This is a genomic window from Gilliamella sp. X-57 (assembly GCF_057063565.1).
In genome coordinates this window covers 22009-41641 of the sequence record NZ_JBXSQI010000002.1, presented here as the reverse complement: position 1 = coordinate 41641, position 19633 = coordinate 22009, and the positions used below count along the sequence as shown (strand labels likewise).

19 protein-coding genes and 1 tRNA gene are annotated in these 19633 nt (G+C 36.1%); 7 read left to right on the top strand and 13 right to left on the bottom strand.

Going from position 1 to position 19633, the window contains the following annotated elements; genetic code table 11:
* The first annotated feature begins 80 nt into the window (after positions 1-80).
* The 4 genes from ACYIAL_RS01425 (at position 81) to ACYIAL_RS01410 (ending at position 3298) form a co-directional block, all read left to right on the top strand.
* Positions 81-989, top strand: coding sequence for a glutamate/aspartate ABC transporter substrate-binding protein (locus ACYIAL_RS01425; protein ID WP_174797593.1), 909 nt, complete (start codon positions 81-83; stop codon positions 987-989).
* A gap of 149 nt (positions 990-1138) precedes the next feature.
* The gene (locus tag ACYIAL_RS01420; protein ID WP_174797592.1) at positions 1139-1873 is read left to right on the top strand and encodes an amino acid ABC transporter permease; all 735 of its coding nucleotides are present in this window, start codon (positions 1139-1141) and stop codon (positions 1871-1873) included.
* 1 nt (position 1874) lies between these two features.
* Positions 1875-2576, top strand: coding sequence for an ABC transporter permease subunit (locus tag ACYIAL_RS01415; protein WP_174797591.1), 702 nt, complete (start codon positions 1875-1877; stop codon positions 2574-2576).
* Complete coding sequence (locus ACYIAL_RS01410) at positions 2573-3298, top strand: amino acid ABC transporter ATP-binding protein (RefSeq protein WP_174797590.1); 726 nt, start codon at positions 2573-2575, stop codon at positions 3296-3298. The genes ACYIAL_RS01415 and ACYIAL_RS01410 overlap by 4 nt, the downstream gene beginning before the upstream one ends.
* Before the next feature lie 102 nt (positions 3299-3400).
* Here ACYIAL_RS01410 and recD read toward each other — a convergent pair whose 3' ends face one another.
* Entirely contained in the window at positions 3401-5251 is a 1851-nt protein-coding gene (recD, locus tag ACYIAL_RS01405) for an exodeoxyribonuclease V subunit alpha (protein ID WP_483750778.1), read from the bottom strand.
* A gap of 25 nt (positions 5252-5276) precedes the next feature.
* A complete protein-coding gene (locus tag ACYIAL_RS01400) occupies positions 5277-6860 on the bottom strand; it encodes a DUF4139 domain-containing protein (protein ID WP_483750777.1) in 1584 nt (527 codons plus the stop codon).
* Positions 6861-7104: 244 nt separating this feature from the next.
* Between ACYIAL_RS01400 and nadR the strand changes: the two genes are divergently transcribed.
* Entirely contained in the window at positions 7105-8337 is a 1233-nt protein-coding gene (gene nadR / locus ACYIAL_RS01395) for a multifunctional transcriptional regulator/nicotinamide-nucleotide adenylyltransferase/ribosylnicotinamide kinase NadR (RefSeq protein WP_174797587.1), read from the top strand.
* Between the two features lie 6 nt (positions 8338-8343).
* A complete protein-coding gene (pnuC, locus tag ACYIAL_RS01390; RefSeq protein WP_483750776.1) occupies positions 8344-9033 on the top strand; it encodes a nicotinamide riboside transporter PnuC in 690 nt (229 codons plus the stop codon).
* A gap of 103 nt (positions 9034-9136) precedes the next feature.
* On the opposite strand, the gene ACYIAL_RS01385 is transcribed toward pnuC, so the two are convergent.
* From ACYIAL_RS01385 to ACYIAL_RS01360, 6 genes are read right to left on the bottom strand one after another with little or no spacing between them, the layout of a single operon-like run.
* Positions 9137-9763: a protein-L-isoaspartate(D-aspartate) O-methyltransferase gene (locus tag ACYIAL_RS01385; RefSeq protein WP_174797585.1), complete on the bottom strand. Its 627-nt coding sequence runs from the start codon at positions 9761-9763 to the stop codon at positions 9137-9139.
* 5 nt (positions 9764-9768) lie between these two features.
* Positions 9769-10791 carry a tRNA pseudouridine(13) synthase TruD gene (truD, locus tag ACYIAL_RS01380; protein ID WP_483750775.1) on the bottom strand — a complete coding sequence of 341 codons (1023 nt, stop codon included), beginning with the start codon at positions 10789-10791 and terminating at the stop codon, positions 9769-9771.
* A gap of 21 nt (positions 10792-10812) precedes the next feature.
* Positions 10813-11298: a 2-C-methyl-D-erythritol 2,4-cyclodiphosphate synthase gene (gene ispF, locus ACYIAL_RS01375; protein WP_483750774.1), complete on the bottom strand. Its 486-nt coding sequence runs from the start codon at positions 11296-11298 to the stop codon at positions 10813-10815.
* Positions 11299-11302: 4 nt separating this feature from the next.
* Positions 11303-12016 carry a 2-C-methyl-D-erythritol 4-phosphate cytidylyltransferase gene (ispD, locus tag ACYIAL_RS01370; protein WP_174797583.1) on the bottom strand — a complete coding sequence of 238 codons (714 nt, stop codon included), beginning with the start codon at positions 12014-12016 and terminating at the stop codon, positions 11303-11305.
* The gene (gene ftsB, locus ACYIAL_RS01365; protein ID WP_174797582.1) at positions 12016-12312 is read right to left on the bottom strand and encodes a cell division protein FtsB; all 297 of its coding nucleotides are present in this window, start codon (positions 12310-12312) and stop codon (positions 12016-12018) included. The genes ispD and ftsB overlap by 1 nt, the downstream gene beginning before the upstream one ends.
* 21 nt (positions 12313-12333) lie before the next feature.
* Complete coding sequence (locus ACYIAL_RS01360; protein WP_174797581.1) at positions 12334-12651, bottom strand: TusE/DsrC/DsvC family sulfur relay protein; 318 nt, start codon at positions 12649-12651, stop codon at positions 12334-12336.
* Positions 12652-12844: 193 nt separating this feature from the next.
* Between ACYIAL_RS01360 and ACYIAL_RS01355 the strand changes: the two genes are divergently transcribed.
* Positions 12845-12932, top strand: a tRNA-Ser gene (locus ACYIAL_RS01355).
* A gap of 419 nt (positions 12933-13351) precedes the next feature.
* Here ACYIAL_RS01355 and ACYIAL_RS01350 read toward each other — a convergent pair.
* From ACYIAL_RS01350 to lepA, 5 genes are all read right to left on the bottom strand, one after another.
* The gene (locus ACYIAL_RS01350) at positions 13352-14290 is read right to left on the bottom strand and encodes a hypothetical protein (protein ID WP_483750773.1); all 939 of its coding nucleotides are present in this window, start codon (positions 14288-14290) and stop codon (positions 13352-13354) included.
* Positions 14291-15088: 798 nt separating this feature from the next.
* On the bottom strand, positions 15089-15994 hold the full coding sequence (gene era / locus ACYIAL_RS01345; protein WP_483750772.1) for a GTPase Era: 906 nt from the start codon (positions 15992-15994) through the stop codon (positions 15089-15091).
* On the bottom strand, positions 15991-16668 hold the full coding sequence (gene rnc, locus ACYIAL_RS01340) for a ribonuclease III (RefSeq protein ID WP_446718901.1): 678 nt from the start codon (positions 16666-16668) through the stop codon (positions 15991-15993). The genes era and rnc overlap by 4 nt, the downstream gene beginning before the upstream one ends.
* A gap of 8 nt (positions 16669-16676) precedes the next feature.
* On the bottom strand, positions 16677-17678 hold the full coding sequence (gene lepB, locus ACYIAL_RS01335) for a signal peptidase I (RefSeq protein ID WP_174797577.1): 1002 nt from the start codon (positions 17676-17678) through the stop codon (positions 16677-16679).
* 47 nt (positions 17679-17725) lie between these two features.
* Positions 17726-19522: a translation elongation factor 4 gene (gene lepA / locus ACYIAL_RS01330; protein ID WP_085247418.1), complete on the bottom strand. Its 1797-nt coding sequence runs from the start codon at positions 19520-19522 to the stop codon at positions 17726-17728.
* Positions 19523-19633: the final 111 nt, after the last annotated feature.

The following is a 19633-nucleotide window of genomic DNA, read 5'->3' as shown; positions in this document are numbered from 1 at the left end:
AAAATAAGTTATAATATACGCCCTTTGTAAAAATATTAAAATTATTTAATATGATACAAACTAAACAGTAGGAGACAAGCATGAACAAAAAGACAAAATTAACCAAATTAGTATTATCATTTGCAATGTTAGGACTAATGACTGGTTCGGCTGTTGCAGAAGAACTGAGTGGTACATTAGCAAAAATTAAAGATAGTGGTGTTATTGTTGTTGGTCATCGAGAATCTTCTATTCCATTTTCCTATTATGGTGATAATCAAGAAGTTATTGGTTACTCACAAGATTATTCTAATTTAATCGTCGATGCGGTTAAAAAAGAATTAAACTTACCTGATCTTAAAGTAAAATATTTACCAGTTACTTCTAAGACGCGTATTCAACTACTTAACAACTATACCTATGATTTCGAATGTGGTTCGACAACTAATAATCTTGAACGTCAAAAAACAGTTGATTTTTCAGACAGTATTTTTATTGTTGGTACGCGCTTCCTAGTTAAAGCGGATAGCAATATCAATAGTATCGAAGATCTAAAAGGTAAAAATGTGGTAACGACAGCAGGTACAACTTCTGAAATCCGTTTAAACCAAATCAACAATAAAGATAACTTAGGTATTCGAATCATTACACCAAAAGATCATGGTGATGCGTTTAATGCGTTAGAAACAGGTCGAGCTGCAGCATTTTTAATGGACGATGCGCTACTTGCAGGCGAACGTTCTCGTGCAATTAATCCTGCTGAATGGAAAATTGTTGGTGAACCGCTTTCTTATGAAGCTTATGGTTGTATGTTGAGAAAAGGCGATACTCAATTTAAACAATTGATGGACAAGACAATTGCTGATGCACAAAAATCAGGAAAGGCTTTAGAATCCTATAACAAATGGTTTACTCAACCTGTTCCGCCAAAAGGCGCAAATATGAGTCTTGAAATTTCGCCAAAAATGGTTGAGCTATTTGCCAATCCTAATGATAAAGCATTAGATTAATACTTTTCTTATCTTTCTAATCCAATGTACTAAATGAATTACATTTAGTACATGATCTAATTTAGTGAATTAAATATATTATGAGTTTTAATTGGACACTCTCTTTTGAACCTATTACAGCTTTATTGAGGAGTTTTTTAGACTCCATTATGAGCTTTAATTGGATGCTATTTTTTCAATCCACACCTTATGGTGATGGAGTTTACTTAAATTGGCTATTAGATGGCATTGTTGTGACAGTTTCATTAGCTGTGACTGCTTGGATCATCGCCTTTGTGCTGGGGTCACTGGTAGGGATATGTAGAACTTTAGAAAATCAGTTTCTAAATAACTTTGCGGCAAGTTATATTCAGCTATTTCGTAATATTCCATTACTGGTGCAAATGTTTTTGTGGTATATGATACTACCAGTAATATTAAGTGGTAGTGTACGAACTTGGTTTACATCTGACTTATCACCGAATATAAGCGCATTTATCACTGCCGCTATTGCGTTAGGGCTATTTACATCTGCGCGTATAGCAGAACAAGTAAGAACAGGTATTCAAACTTTACCTAAAGGTCAACGATATGCTGCTATTGCACTTGGTTTAACTAATCGACAAGCTTATATGTACGTATTATTACCAAATGCTTATCGACGTATTATTCCGCCATTAACGTCAGAAATGACCAATATTATTAAAAATTCATCGGTTGCTTCAACGATAGGATTAATTGATTTAATTGGTGAAATTGATCGCATTAATGAGTCAACCAATAGCATTATCGAAATATTATGCGGTGTCACGATTGCCTTTATGCTGATTAACTATGTGGTAATTACTGTCATGCGAATTGTCGAAAAACATACTCGTTTACCTAATATGAATCACGGAGGATAAAATGCAGTTATTTCATTGGATTGCCGATATACCTTCACTAGTATTAGATAATTATCACTTATTATTAAGTGGATTATGGTTAACAACTAAAATCACCCTTACAGCTGTGGTTTTCGGTATTATTTGGGGAACAGTACTGGCATTAATGCGTTTATCAAATAATAAGGTACTTAACGTTTTTTCTAAATGCTATGTCAATTTATTCCGCTCCATTCCACTATTATTAGTGTTGTTATGGTTCTATTTAGCACTTCCTCAGGTCATTAAATACCTGTTTAACTTGCCACCATATGCAGATGTGCGTATTGCATCAGCGATGATTGCTTTTGCGCTGTTCGAAGCTGCGTATTATTCTGAAATCATTCGTGCGGGTATCAATGCTGTTGCTAAAGGTCAATATCATGCAGCTTATGCATTAGGTATGACCAAAAGCCAAGCAATGCGTTTGATTATTTTACCTCAAGCCTTTAGATCTATGGTGCCATTGTTATTGACACAAGGTATTATCTTATTTCAAGATACCTCTTTGGTTTATGTCATGAGCTTAATTGATCTATTTGGCGCAAGTGTGTCGCAAATCGGTAATACACAAGGTGGTACCGTCAAGTATTCTATGATTATTTTTGCAGCTGCAAGTTATTTTATAATTTGTTTCACTGCTTCATGTTTAGTTAATTATTTCAAGAAAGGGATAAGTCGATGATCTCCTTAGAAAATATATCAAAATGGTATGGACAATTTCAAGTATTAAAAAACTGCACAACTCGAGTCGGTAAAGGCGAAGTTGTGGTGGTTTGTGGTCCTTCAGGTTCAGGTAAATCAACTTTGATAAAAACAGTAAATTGTTTAGAGCCTGTACAAAAAGGCAAAATTATTATTGATGGAACTGAAGTTACAAGTAAAGCGACTAACTTAGCAAAGTTACGCTCTAAAGTGGGTATGGTATTTCAACATTTTGAACTATTCCCACATTTAACTATTTTAAAAAATCTCACCCTTGCACAAATTAAAGTGTTAGGTCGAGCCGATGAAGAAGCTCGCGAAAAAGCGCTTAACTTGTTAGAGCGCGTTGGTTTACTTGCTCATGCAGATAAATACCCTGCACAGCTTTCTGGCGGTCAACAACAACGTGTTGCCATTGCTCGTGCGCTATGTATGGATCCGATTGTAATGTTGTTTGACGAACCAACCTCAGCACTTGATCCTGAAATGGTGAATGAAGTATTAGATGTGATGGTTGAGCTTGCTTATGAAGGAATGACCATGATGGTTGTTACGCACGAAATGGGCTTTGCACGTAAAGTTGCACATCGGGTTATCTTTATGGATGCAGGTGAAATTATTGAAGATACGTCAAAAGAGCAGTTCTTTACTAATCCACAATCAGATCGAGCTAAAGACTTTTTAGCTAAGATTATTCATTAAGTTAATTATTACAGGGCTTATCGCCCTGTTTTAGTGTTTCTTCCTTGATTTATCCATCATTTTATAAAGAATTATCTGTATTAGCGCATTTAGAAAATCAACTCAACCATTGTTCTGCAATAAACTAACTAAACCACTATGCCTTTGTGTTTGTGATTTAATTGCTTGTGACAAGATTGCTTCAGTCGCATAAATTGAAACGGCTTTTTTAGCGCGTGTAATTGCTGTATAAAGCAAAGAACGGTTAAGCAACGGCGAATAATCAGTCGGTAAGATAATATTCACATCATCGAATTCTGAACCTTGCGATTTATGGATTGTCATAGCGTAAGCTGTTTCATGCTCAGGTAATCGAAATGGCGAAAATCCTTTAATAGATCCATCAGCAAACGGGAAATATACACGTAATTTTGCGCTATCCTTTTCGGCCATTAATGTAATGCCAATATCACCATTATACAGCCCTAGTGAAGCACTATTGCGTAAAATCATAATTGGCCGACCAACGTACCAAGTTTCTTTGCTTTTTAAGTGAATCAATTTATTTTTGGCTAATAGCAACTCAATTTGCTTGTTTAAACCCTCTACACCAAAATATCCTTCTCTTACGGCACAAAGTAAGCGATATTCGGCAAATTTAGCTAAAACTGCCGCAATATCATTAGTTCCATATTGCTTAATGACATTTAAATAATGTTTATAGTGATTAATACTATCATGTAAAACATCTTCATAAGCTTGTTGGGATGAAAGTGCATGATATTGGATATCACTTAATGACTCATCGTTTAATAATTTTTTAACGACAGTTGAGCGCCCCTCTTTAACTGCATTAGCCAACAATCCAATACCAGACGATTTGTTAAAACGATAGCTTTTTTGTAATAAGCAAATACTGTCAGTGATTGTCGCTGTTTGCTCGCAAGCAGGCACAACATAACCCGTTAATTGACTTAGCTCTTTTGCTCGTGGCTCACTATAACCATGCGTAATAAAGGTACACAGATCACCAAATACCGCACCAGCTTCGACCGATGAGAGCTGATCTTTATCTCCCAACAAAATTAAACGCGCAGACGTGGGTAAGGCTTCAATGACTCTTGCCATCATATTTAAATCCACCATTGAGGCTTCATCAATGACTAACACATCAACATGCAACGGGTTATTTTTATCATGCTTGAATGAACGATTATCTGCTTTTGCACCTAATAAACGGTGTAAAGTGATCGCTTCTGCTTTTATATTGAGTGATACAAAAGCGAGTTGTTCAATTGTGCGACTCAATGATTCGGTTAATCTTGATGCCGCTTTCCCTGTCGGGGCCGCCGTAATAATTCGCGCATTCGGCGCAGTTAACAAAATTCCAGCTAAAATTTTAGCGACAGTGGTTGTTTTACCTGTACCAGGTCCGCCCGAAATAATCGCGACTTTACGCGTTAATGCCGCAGCAACCGCCACTTTTTGCCAATCAATTTCAGCGTGATTATCGGTAAAAAGCTGATTAAGTATAGTATTTAAATCAGCATCGCAATTTGATTTTTTATTAAGGATTGTGTGATTGAAATATTGAGCAACATTTTTTTCATCCATCCACATTCTTTGAAAATAGAGTTTATTTTCAATAAAGATAAGCGGAGATAAATTTGTTCCATCACTCACAATTTGACTATTTTGTGCTTGTTTAAGTGCGTTTATCCAATCTTGCTCGTTTGGCGAGCCTAAGGCTAACCAAAGCTGCGGTTCAATCGTAGGTTGGTTTAGGTAACTAAGATCCAAGCAAACATGACCAGATCTTACTTCTTTACTTAGCGTTATCACTAAAAAACTGAATCGTTTGATCGTAATATCATCATTTAGCTTTGCTTTATTCGTTAAAAATACTGCCAAATGAATATCCAGCAAACTAATTTGATTGTCTTGTTTAAATTGGTTTAACCATTCGTTTAACATACTGTATTTTCTGTGATTCACTCATTTATAATCCAATTATATCGTTAACTTTATCTTTTGGATAAGTCAGTTTAAAGCTTAAACTAAGATTTTTATTTTCATTTGGATTCAACTTAAACTGCCACATTAATTGACCGGTTTCTTTATTATAGTTTGCACTATCATATTTAGCCTCATCAAGTACTACTGCCTTATTGATAATATTTGGTAGCTGATCATAAACAACAATATCAATGGGTAGCGATTTGGCATTTTTTACATCAATGGTATAGGCATATTTTTGTGAAATATCATTGCCAAATAACGAAGGTTTTGATGTTTCATTAATATTACGATTACGTGAAATAAAAATATTGTTATCTTTTCCTAAAGAGATATCTAGTGTTTCTTTTATATCTTTAGTAGTAATAAAACTTTCGCCAATATAATTACCGTTAAAAAATACCGTAGACTTTCCTGGCAAAAGGTTAAGTTTATCCCAATCAGCAATTTGCGCTTGTAAGTACACACTGCTATCTAATTTAGGAATAGCAATATAATGATATTTCGCTTCCACTTCTTTGTTTTGTAAAGTAAGAATATTACTGTGGCTATTGGATTTAATGGTATAAGGCAATTTGACCTCAAAGCGGGTATTGATACCTAACGTTTTAGTTAATACATTATCATCAGGACGCACTGATCTTGACGCTTTTGCACTTATTTCATCATAATCTTTTTCGCTCTTAGAAAAAAAGAATCCACCTTTTGTGGTATACAAATCGATATACCAAGGCATTAAATCAGGGGCAGTTATTCCATCACTAGGATTAGATGTCGATAAACTAAAATCCACATTTTGCCAATCTAAACCACTATTTTGATAAATGTCTGCTTTATAAGTGAGTTGTAATGGAGAATTGATATCCGCAACGCGCACATCATAAACAGGCGCCCAACCAGCTTTATTGGTGACGTACGATAAAGTTACTGGCAAGCTAATATCTTTATCAGAATAAACTTTTACGGTAATTGCATTGGTCAAAGGCTTGGTCAACGCTTTTTGTTTATCAATCTTATCTTGGCATTGTGCGATTTGTGCATCAATCTGATCGACTTCTTTCTGTAGTTTGTTTTGTTCATTTAAGACCGTCACTAAATTTGTTTTAACAAATTCCAACGCATTTTTCATTCCGTCTAAATCGTTATTTAAATTTTTAACTAACAAATCTAAGCGATTCCCCTGTAAAAGGGTAACTTGTTCAGATACGGCTTTTAATTGTATTTCGACGGTATCATGTTTTTCTTGTAATTGCTTTAACTCGTCAAGTAAAGGTTTAATATCTGCGCTTGGTTTATTATCGCCAACATAGTTATCATTTAATGACGTTGATAATACTTTCACGTTAGCATCATTACCAAATCCTACATTAATTGAATTTGCTTTGACACCATCGGCAATGCCAGTCAATAAAATTTCACTTTCCCCTTTACTTAGTAATACCGTTGATTGCCCCTGCAATTCAGCTCCTTGTAAAAAAAGCGTTACTTTATTGAGTGTGACATTATTGTTTGCTAAGACACTACTAGAGGTAAATGCAATAAAAAAAGCTAATTTTTGAATTTTCATATTTTCTTTTCAATCGAATTAGAAAGTTAATTATTGGAATATATTTAGGTTATAAGCAAACAACAAACAGCCACTACCTAAAATCATTAATGGTAAAAGAGTATTCACTATTTTCAGCTTAATTGCTATAAATTTTAATAAAGCTAAATAAAAATAAATTATTTTATGTTTAGCATATTGAACAATAGATTAAAATGGTTTATATTTTGTTTAAAATAAAAAACACCAAAATAAGGAGACTATTATGAATAGCTTCAGTTATCTAAAAAAAGCAATAAAACGGAAAAATATATCATTGCAAACAGTTGCCGATGCTTGCCAAATGACTAAGGGTTACTTAAGTCAGCTCATTAATGATAAAATTAAAAACCCTAGCGCACAAAAATTACAATCGCTCCACCAATATTTACAAATCGAAGAATCCACCAAAAATAAGAAAGTAGGCATCATTTTTGGCAAATTTTATCCTTTACATACTGGACATATCTATCTTATTCAGCGCGCAATTAGCCAAGTTGATGAACTGTATGTCGTGCTTTGTTCCGATACCATTCGTGATATGGCATTATTTGAACAAAGTGCAATGTCTCGCCAGCCCACGATCAATGATAGAATTCGCTGGCTACTGCAAACCTTTAAATATCAAAAAAATATCCATATTGAATTATTAGAAGAAGACGGCATTCCTACTTATCCTAATGGGTGGCATGAGTGGAGTGAACGAGTTAAAAAACTGTTTCAAGAAAAAGGCATCAAGCCAGATTGCGTTTACTCAAGTGAACCACAAGACGTTAAGATGTATAAAGATTTATTTGATTTAGACACAATGCTCATTGATCCAAAACGACAATTTATGCAAGTCAGTGGCACTCAAATTCGCCAAGCACCACTGAAAAACTGGCAGTACATTCCAACTGAAGTTAGACCATTTTTTGTCAGAACTGTCGCCATTTTAGGTGGCGAGTCCAGTGGTAAATCGACGTTAGTAAATAAACTAGCGAACGTATTTAATACTACTAGTGCGTGGGAGTATGGACGCGATTATGTATTTTCACACTTAGGCGGTGATGAGCGCGCCTTACAATATGCCGACTATGACAAAATTGCACTAGGACATGCTCAATATATTGATTTTGCGATAAAACATGCCAATAAAGTTTCGTTTATTGATACTGATTTTGTCACAACTCAAGCTTTTTGTAAAAAATACGAGGGTAAAGAACATCCTTTTTTACAGGCGATGATCAATAATTATCGTTTTGATTTGGTTATTTTGTTAGGTAATAACACACCATGGGTTGCCGATGGTTTACGCCATTTAGGCAGTCCCAAACAGCGCAAAGATTTTCAACAGTTATTGATAACATTATTAGAAAAAAACAACATTAACTATATACAAATAGATTCTCCTGATTACGAAGTGCGTTATTTACGCTGTATTGAACTAGTTAATCAACTTATCAACGATGAAGAGTAATAAATTATGAATAAATTAAACGATCTTACCATTTCAATCGGACGCAATAAATTTTATCCATTTTTTTGTATATTATGTGTCACGTTAGCATTCTTATACACCGATCCATTTACTCAATTTAATTTACGCTATACGGCTTCTTACATAGGCGCTTTTTGTGGCCTACTCTGTGTCATTTTATTAGCAAAACGTAAAAATATGGGCAATGTATTAGGTATGTTTGCCGTAGTTGCAGAATGTTGTGCTAATGTTCTTGGAGGCAATATTGGTGCAGGACTACCGCCTGTTTACTATTTTTGTTCACACATCTACGGTTTATTCACTTGGCAAAAAAATCTTGATAACTATAAAAATGTTAAAGTCCGTTCACTTAATGAAACTGCATTTTTATATGCACTCATTTTTTTGATTGTTGCTGCTTTTTTCAATATTTATTTAACCAATGAAATAGGTGCAACCAATACAAGCTACCAGCTCATGGCTAACTGTTTCATTTTTGGATTAGGCGTTGTTGCTCAGTTATTATTAATGTTGAGATACTATTTCAACTGGTATTTATGGGTCATATTAAACGTATTGGTGATTGGTTTAAATATCTATACCGACAATATCATTATCGCAACACAGTACTTAATTTATCTGTTTAATGCTATTTATGGGATTTGTGAATGGAAACGTTCTGAACAAGAAGAATAAATATACCAGATTTTGTCAAAAAGTTTCAGAAAACACTATGTTTTAGTATAAAAATAGAAAATAAGTATTTTATTTTCTATTTTTTATTTGACATCAACAGCAATTATTCTATATCGCCTTTAACCAAAGGTACAAATATCACCTTGCCCATATTTTTGGCTACAAAGTTATTGCCATCACGCTCAATTAATTGTAGAGCCTGTGTATTTTTACCAACAGGAATAACTAATCGTCCTTTATCTGCCAGTTGTTCTAACAAGCTTTGTGGCACTTCGGATGCAGCTGCGGTAACGATGATGCCATCAAAGGGCCCTCGTTCAGGCCAACCTAACCAGCCATCACCATGACGCGTTGAAATGTTGTGAATATCAAGTTGCTTTAAACGACGTTTCGTATTCCACTGTAGGCTTTTAATTCTTTCCACTGAACAAACATGCTCAACTAACTTTGCCAAAACAGCGGTTTGATACCCAGAGCCAGTCCCAATTTCAAGCACTTTAGAATTAGGCTCTAATTTTAATAGTTCCGTCATCTTCGCTACAATATAGGGTTGAGAAATAGTTTGACCATTGCCTATTGGAAGTGGACGATCATCATAAGCTTGATGCGAAAGGGCTTCATCAACAAAATGCTCCCGTGGAATTGAAGCGATAGCATCTAAAACATACTCGTCTTTTATTCCTTGCTGACGCAAGAATTTAATTAGGGATTGCATTTTTAGATTTTGCATTTGGGCTACTCATTTTCCATTATTAATTCACGTATCACACTTGTTGCATAACAACCTGATGGCAAATAAAAATCGATCTCAAGAGTGCTATCATCCAACCATTGCCAATTAAGCTCATCTGCTCGTAATAATATTGACCGTCTTGCTGTTTCGACACGTTCTTTTTTGAATAGATTATTAAATTCAGACCAACTTTCTAAACATTTTTGTTCAAAATCAAATGCTTTAAAGCGTGTTCCGAGTGGTGAATCACCCACCATTGGTGCGGTAATATTAATTTCACCATTTTCAAGTCGTTGCTGTAATAAATCGAGTTCATCTTCTTGTGCAACAAACCAGCTACCACGCTGTGCTAGTTGTAATATATCGCCATCTAACACAATTTGATGTAAATTTTGAGCTATTCGTTGGCTGACAATATCATTAAAAATCGCACTACGTGCAGCAGAAAGATAAAAGCTACGCTTTTTACGATCTTTAACCGAAATCTCGCCACTAGCCCATTTTATGGCTTGGGTAATATTATTTTCATCTCGACCAAAACGCTGCTCACCAAAATAATTAGGCACGCCATGTTGTTCGATTAAGACTAATTTAGATTCGATTTCAGATTGGGTATTTAAATTTCTTAATCTAATTTTAAAATAATTACCCTTTAATGCACCTATTTTTAATTTCTTATTATGCCGAGTGACTTTTAGTATCTGGCAACCAGCTAAATCAAATGCCGCAAAATCAGGCGTTTGCTGACCAGGCATATGTAAGCTAAACCACTGCGTAGTTATCGCTTGACGATCTTTTAATCCAGCATAACTCACAAGCTTGGCTGAAATACCAACATATTTAGCTAACTGCTCAGCCACAAAAATAGTATTACAATCACGTTTTTGCAAAAAAACTAAAACATGTTCACCATCGCCAGTCAACTCAAAACCAAGATCTTCTGTAACCATAAAATCTTCATGTTGCTGTTTATACTGTCCTGTCGTGGTTGGTTTTCCATATAAATAATTAAGTTTTGCTAACACTTGTATTGCCTATATTTAAATTTAATCTGCTTTGGACTTTTTGGTTAATAAAACAACCGTTTGGCACGCGATGCCCTCTTTACGTCCTGTAAAGCCTAATTGCTCAGTCGTTGTCGCTTTTACACTAATTTGATCAAAATGCACTTTTAGATCTTCAGCGATATTAACCCGCATTTGATCTACATGAGGCCGCATTTTGGGTTCTTGTGCGATGATAGTAGTATCCAGATTCACAAGTTCATAACCTTTAGCTTGAACTAGGCTGTATACTTCTATCAATAATATACGGCTATCTATGCCTTTATATTTAGGATCAGTGTCTGGAAATAGCTTACCAATATCACCTAATGCCAATGCACCAATTAAGGCATCGGTTATTGCATGTAATACGACATCTCCATCAGAATGCGCAACAAGACCATATTGGTAAGGAATTTTTACGCCAGCAAGAGTTATTGGACCCTCACCACCAAACTTATGAACATCAAATCCATGGCCTATTCTCATATTTTCACCTATTTGGAATCTGCTTAGTCAAATAAAAAGTAGCCAATGCTAAATCTTCAGGACGCGTTATTTTTATATTATCTCGGCGGCATTCAATCAATAAAGGATGCCCGCCACAATATTCAATCGCTGAAGCTTCATCTGTAATGGCAACATGATGATTTAAAGCTTGTTGCAAACATGATTTTAATTCACCGGCATTAAATAGTTGAGGCGTTGCTGCGCCCCATAAATAAGTTCGATCTTCAGTATAATCAATAACAGTGTCATTATTTTGATACGCTCGTTTTATCGTATCACTAATACGGGTGGCTAATATGCCACCTTGTTTTTTATTTGTTACCATTTCAATTAGGCGCGTAATATCATCATGATCAACACAAGGCCTTGCTGCATCATGAACTAAAGCCCACTGCTGATCATTTAACAGTTGTAATCCGGCTAACACAGAATCAGCGCGAGTTTTGCCACCTAAAGTAACTTTAATCTTATCGTGTAAGGCGATCGAAAGGGTATTAAATAAGTTATCTTCCGGGCTGATTACAACAATAACTTTCGCAATTTGAGGGTGCGTTAATAATTTATTCAGTGTATGTTCTAAAATCGTCTTTGAACCAATTTCTAGGTATTGTTTGGGGGTTTGGCTATTCATACGGCAACCAATTCCTGCTGCCGGCACAATAGCGATGATATCATGAAGATTATTTATGTTATGCATTATCGTTTTTTTGTATCCGAATCAATTATAATTCGATAAAAATATTCATTAGATTTAACCATCCCTAAATGGCTACGCGCACGCTCCTCTATTGCTTCATAGCCACGTTGTAAATCATCAATTTCAGCAAACATCTGTTCGTTACGAGCCTTTAACTTCTCGTTATCAGCTCGCAAATTGACTAACATTTCTACATTGCCTTGATAGTCGTACACGTTATTTTTTCCATACCATAAAGAATACTGTAGATAACCTAGTATAACCAATAGCAATAAAGGGAGCTTCCATCTTCTCATGAATTTAGTCTTATCCCTTATCTATATACATTTAACTGGTTTTGGTAAGCCAGCAAGTTTAGTCGCTTGTTTAGCTGGGCCTTCGGGAAATAACTTATACAAATAACGACTATTACCCTTTTCTGCACCAAACTTTTTTTCCATCGCTTTAACTAACGCGCGTATAGCTGGTGAGGTTTTATATTCTAAGTAAAAATCACGAACAAATAAAATCACTTCCCAATGTGCATCGGTTAATTCAATGGACTCTTTGGCTGCCAATTTAGGAACCAAATCAACACTCCAATCCTGCCAATTTTTTAAATAACCTTTATCATCGGTTTCTATCTGTTCTAACATTTTTCAAAGTACGCTATTTAATTTATGTTGTATTATACCCAATTAATCAAAATCCAACACTAATTTTGCAGGCAAATACCTCATCGATTGCTTAATTCCCATAAAATTTGACGAAATTTAAAGCAAACGATAAAAAATCTTAAAATAGCTATTTACAAATCAGCAAGTCTCCTTTAATATTCACAGCCATTGCGGAAGTGTGGCTGAGCGGTTGAAAGCACCGGTCTTGAAAACCGGCGAGGGGCGACCCTCCCAGAGTTCGAATCTCTGCGCTTCCGCCATCTTCTTTATGTATCAATTAAAACTCCACAAGATAGAAAATAAATATTTCTTAGTATACCATATAATATGATATATCATTCAAACAGCTAATAGTACTTTGCTAGCTAATCTAAATTATTTACTAGTTAATTTTGCTTATGTATTGATGGTATGCTAAAGCTACTAATTAAATCAACTAAGAACGAAAAAGATTATCAAGATGCACTAGTGCCGATTTAACGGCTTTTTAATCAAGAATAGAAGGTAACCCTGAATCAGAGCTGTTAAAAGTCATGAGCATTTTGTGACTTTCTGTCATTAAAGTGCAGGCTAGCAGGCTCTAACCTATTCGGCGCCCCGCATAACGCAGGAGCTTTGATCTTTGATAGATTATTCTTGATTAGCACCATGACTAAAAATTAAGAATAAAAAACAAAAGCTAAGGCGTGACGCAAAGCCCCTCATAACCAATATTCAAAGGGGTGTGCATCACTTGACCGTCAAACGGGGCAACGGCAAAGTACGTATTGTCACCAGTAGGATCGCTTGCTGGGTAGCCATCGTTACTGTATCTTGTTGTTCCGAAGTAATAATACAATTTTCCCCATTCTGTGAAGAATCCAGCTCCAATTCGACGCTGGTAATAATTACCTTCTGATGACGGCGTAGCACCAACGGCACCATAACAATCACTGTTGTCTGGATCGTTATTACGACAGACTGCATTAGTGAGATCTTTCACTTTCGGAAGTCGATAGCCTAAACCATCACACCACTCTGCGTGGGTTGGAATATTATCTGGTCTGTCGTCTACATCACGGCCAAGATACCATTGCTGTAATACAAATCCATATGTTACAACCCCATTGCCCTCGCTATCTTTACCCACTAATTCGAATGTCTGCGGTAAATTTGGCTTATAAACTAGACCTAGGTATGATGGACTCTCTGCTAGCAACGAATCATGCAGATTAGGACCTGCTAGGGTAACTCGTGTCACATCTTCTGGACCATCCATCCACATATCCCACCCATTTGTTATATGTTCCCATCTTACTGTGGCAGTTATGCCCTCATGCGTAACAGGTTCCCAAGTCAATTGACTTGCATCAATGCCCTCTATATCTAAATCAAAATATAATCCATCAGCACCCGTGGTCGGAAAATTAAGCGCATATGATGAGGGATTGATTGATTTCACAAAAAATCCTTTCTTTGGATTCCATATATCAATGGGGCCAGCGTTTTCACCTTCGCCCCAAATCAGATTTGGCCTAACGAAGTTGATAAATGGTGATGGCGATAATATTATTGCATCACTACGATTTCCTTTTTTGGCGACCAATGCCTGTGAATGCCATGAAGACGACAATAACAAGAACAATGCCAACGGAACTTTTGAAGATAATTTAGATAATTGTTTAGAGGATAACTTCGAGGATATCAACGAGATGAGAGAAAAAACTCGTCTAATGTGATTATTTACGAAATTCAAGACATAGGTTTGCCAGTGCTGGTGTTTGGTGTTTGGTGTTTAAAATGATAATGCATTATGGTTCACCTGTCAAGTAAATTATTGTTTTATTTGCCTTTTATGCATTTTCTTGCTTACTAAATAAGCTGTTACTTTAAATTGGTGAAAGTATAACCGTTTAAAAAAAGCTTGGCTAGTTTTTTGGAGGAATTTTTTTAAAGATTTTTTAAGGGTTATTTTGTTAAGCTTTGCGCAAAGGTTTAAAGGATTGAAAAATTTCTGTTTTGATAGAAATAATTTTGCAGCAGAAGGTTTTCAAAGATTTTGACCTTTTGATGAAATAAATAGCAACAATAATAAAGTCCCAAATAGCTTTGTAGAAAGACCTGAAGAACTTTCAAAAATCATTCAGTTATCATGTTTATTTTATTAAAGTTTTTATTTAATAGTCTTTTAGTAAAACCAAGTGCTTATAAGATATTTTCACGGATTTGATATTTTGTTTAAAGTCTATTTGGATGCAATTTTAACGCACCATTTTTGCTTTGTTCCTGACAAAACATAGGCTAGATTTAAAAGCTTTGAAAAACAGAAAAAACAATCAACATATTAATTTTATTGAATTTTCACAAAATTTTAAAATAGAATTAAAAAATCAGGCATAAATATGCCTGATTAATCACAAAAGATCAAATAAGATCTTTAATCATCACTATAACCTAAACTCCGCAATGCTCGCTCATCATCCGCCCAACCAGCTTTGACTTTTACCCAAAGCTCTAGATGCACTTTATTGTCAAAAAATGACTGCATATCTTTGCGGGCTTCTATGCCTATTTTTTTGATTTTTTCGCCTTTATTGCCGATGACCATTTTCTTTTGTCCATCGCGTTCAACTAAGATTAATCCATTAATACGATACATTCCGTTACGTTCGTCAACTTTAAATTGTTCAATTTCAACGGTCACGGAATAAGGTAATTCATCGCCTAAAAAACGCATAAGTTTTTCGCGGATGATTTCCGATGCCATAAAGCGTTGCGAGCGGTCGGTAATGTAATCTTCAGGAAAATGGTGTTCGCCTTCAGGTAAGTGTTTTTTGACGATATCTTTGATAATCTCAACACCCTCTCCTTTTTCAGCGCTAATTGGCACAACATCTAGAAAGTTAACTTTTTGGCTTATCGCTTGAATATGTGGTAATAATTGTGTTTTGTCGCTGACATTATCAATCTTATTAATGACTAGCAAAACTGGACTTTTGCAGTCTTTTAGTTTGTTGGCGACCATTTCATCATCGTCATTCCAATGAGTTCCTTCAACCACAAAAATCACTAGCTCCACATCGCCAATTGAACTGCTTGCAGCACGATTCATTAAGCGGTTAATGGCTCTTTTTTCTTCAATATGGAGCCCAGGTGTGTCGATATAGATAATTTGGTCGTTATTCTGTGTGTCAATACCGACGATACGATGACGAGTCGTTTGTGCCTTGCGTGATGTAATCGAGACTTTTTGACCAAGTAATTGGTTTAATAGTGTTGATTTACCTACATTTGGTCGCCCAACAATGGCGACAAATCCACAATGTTGTATTGTTTCTGTCATTTTATACCTAATTGGTTGAGAGCTTCTTGTGCAGCTGCTTGTTCTGCTTTTCGGCGACTTAAACCACGACCTAAATATTCGTGGCTATCGTTGTCGATTTTACATTGAATTAAGAATTCTTGTTCGTGGTTATCACCAGTTACTTCGACAATTAAATAACATGGGCGTGGACGATGAATTCCTTGTAAATATTCTTGCAATCTTGTTTTGGCATCTTTTTGTTTAATGCCTGGTTGGATTTGGTTTAAGCGACTTTGATACCACGATAAAATTAGCGGACGAATAGTATCGATGTTGCTATCTAAGTAAATGGCACCAATAATGGCCTCAACGGCATCAGAAATAATTGATTCGCGACGATATCCGCCACTTTTTAACTCACCTTGCCCTAAAATAAGGTGATCGCCTAATTTGAAATCTTTACCAATTTCGGCAAGTGTTTGCCCGCAAACTAACGTTGCTCGCATTTGGCTTAAATCACCTTCGTCTTGTTTGACAAAACGGTGATAGAGTTCGTCGGCAATGACAACGCTTAAAATAGAATCCCCTAAAAACTCTAAACGTTCGTTATGTAGTTTATTAGCACTTCGATGAGTAAGTGCTAATTCAAGTAGGGAAATATCTTGAAACTGATAGCCGATTGATTGTTGAATTTGACTAAATTTTTTCATGATTATAGTTATTAATGTATGCTGCCAATACGACTAAAACGGATTCCAGTTGGCCATTCGTTGGGCTGCTTTTCAAAACTGATCCAAATCGCTGTTGCTTTACCAACAAAATTACCTTCGGGCACAAAACCAAAGTATCGACTGTCGCCACTGTTATCGCGGTTATCACCCATCATAAAGTAATGACCTTGTGGTACAACCCAAGTCGCTATAGGTTGACCTTCTTGATGATAATAATATCTTGGATCTTCTTGCGAACCTTGCGTTGTTAAAATATCGTGCTGTGTGTCACCTAGGGTTTCTTGTTGAATGTTCATATTCAATGTCACAATAGAGTTAGAATCAACAATGCCTTTGTCGGCATATTGGTCTAAAGTATAAAAACTTGGATTTGATTTGAACTGTTCATGAACTTCTTTCCAGTTACTTGCTTTGGGTTCACTGTAATGTAAATCAAGTGGCTGTGATTGTTGCCCTATACAATTGCTATCCGTTGTTTGGCACGCTGGATAGATTAAAATTTGCTTTTCTTTAATCAGATAGACGATTTTGTCGCCGGGCAGACCGACAACGCGCTTAATCAGATCCATTTGGGGAATAGTTGGGTGTTTAAATACCGCTACATCACCACGTTTAGGGTGCCCTGTTGGAATGATAACGGTGTTGGTAATAGGATCACGCATACCATACGAAAATTTTTCAACCGCAATAAAGTCACCGATTAATAGTGTTTGTATCATTGACCCCGATGGAATTTGAAACGGTTCATATATAAATGAGCGAATAACAAATACCACAAACAAAACGGGAAAAAACGACGCTAAGTTTTCAACCCAACCTTTGGGTTTACCAACTTCGGCAAGTATTTTTCCATCTACTTCGCCATTACTTTGGGTGCGAATTTCTTCAACCTTGCGCTGTCTTGCTGGTTTCCATTTGAACTTTTCTAAAAACCAGAAGATACCCGTAATGAAAGTTGCTAATGTTAATATGATGGCAAATGTTCCAGCCATTTTTTTTCCTCTTTATATAAATCTTTTTATGGATTTGTTTTAATTAGTTAATCTTTTCCTACATGCAAAATCGCTAAAAACGCTTCTTGTGGTAATTCAACATTACCCACTTGTTTCATGCGTTTTTTACCTTCTTTTTGCTTCTGTAAAAGTTTCTTTTTACGACTTACGTCACCACCATAACATTTGGCCAATACGTTTTTACGTAGCTGTTTTACGGTTGATCGTGCTATGACATGATTACCGATAGCCGCTTGAATGGCGATATCAAATAGTTGACGAGGGATCAGATCTTTCATCTTTTCAACTAGTTCCCGCCCTCGATAGGGTGCGTTATCTTTATGGGTGATTAAGGCTAATGCATCCACTCGCTCACCGTTAATTAATACATCCAATCTTACCATGTCAGCAGCTTGGAATCGTTTAAAACTATAATCTAATGAGGCATACCCACGCGAAGTCGATTTTAGTTTATCAAAAAAGTCTAATACAACTTCAGTCATTGGAATTTCGTACGTTAAGGCAACTTGATTACCATGATAAACCATGTTGGTTTGTACACCGCGTTTTTCAACGCATAGTGTGATGACGTTACCCAAATAAGTTTGCGGAACTAATATGTTACATTCGGCAATCGGTTCACGTAACTCCTGAATGTTATTCACTGCAGGTAATTTTGCCGGGCTATCAACATAAATTGTTTCGTTCGATGTGGTTAGCACTTCATAAACTACCGTTGGTGCAGTGGTAATGAGATCAAGATTGTATTCACGCTCTAAACGTTCTTGGATGATCTCCATATGCAGTAAGCCAAGAAAACCACAGCGGAATCCAAAACCTAAAGCGCCAGAATTTTCAGGTTCATAAAACAACGAAGCATCGTTTAAACTTAATTTGCCAAGGGCGTCACGAAAAGCTTCATAATCGTCAGAACTGGTTGGAAATAACCCAGCATAAACTTGCGGTTTGACCTTTTTAAATCCCGGTAATGGGGTTTGTGCAGGTGCTTTTGCTAAGGTTAAAGTATCGCCGACTGGGGCGCCTAATATATCTTTGATAGCACAAACAACCCAGCCCACTTCACCGCAATGTAGGCATTGTTTGTCAACTTGTTTAGGCGTGAAAATGCCAAGTCGATCAACGTTATAAGTCATGCCTGTGCTCATAACTTTGATTTTATCGCCTTTGTTTAATTCGCCATTTTTTATGCGAATTAATGAGACAACACCTAAGTAGTTATCAAACCATGAATCAATAATGAGTGCTTGTAATGGCGCTGTTGAATCACCTTCTGGTGGAGGGATATCGCTAACTAATTGTTCAAGCACATCAATAACACCAACACCAGTTTTAGCCGAACAGCGAACGGCATTGCTTGCATCAATGCCAACAATGTCTTCAATTTCGGCCGCTACCCGCTCTGGTTCGGCAGCGGGTAAATCAATTTTGTTAAGAACAGGGACAACTTCAAGATCCATATCTAACGCAGTATAGCAATTTGCTAGTGTTTGCGCTTCAACGCCTTGCCCTGCATCCACAACTAATAATGCCCCTTCACAAGCAGCTAGTGAACGCGAGACTTCGTACGAAAAATCAACATGACCTGGCGTGTCGATAAAATTGAGCTGATAGGTTTCGCCATTTTTAGCATGATAATCAAGCGTGACGCTTTGTGCTTTAATGGTGATCCCTCGCTCACGCTCGAGATCCATTGAGTCGAGCACTTGGGCTTCCATTTCGCGATCTGACAGTCCACCACAAATCTGAATTATGCGGTCTGAAAGCGTTGATTTACCATGGTCAATATGGGCAATGATTGAAAAATTGCGGATATTTTTATTCATATTAATAAATTATAATTAGTATCTTGGTTATTAACGGTTAACTATCTAATTAACTACCTAAAATGCCTTTTGGTTATTACCAGCATTGCAAATAATTATATAGTCAGAAAG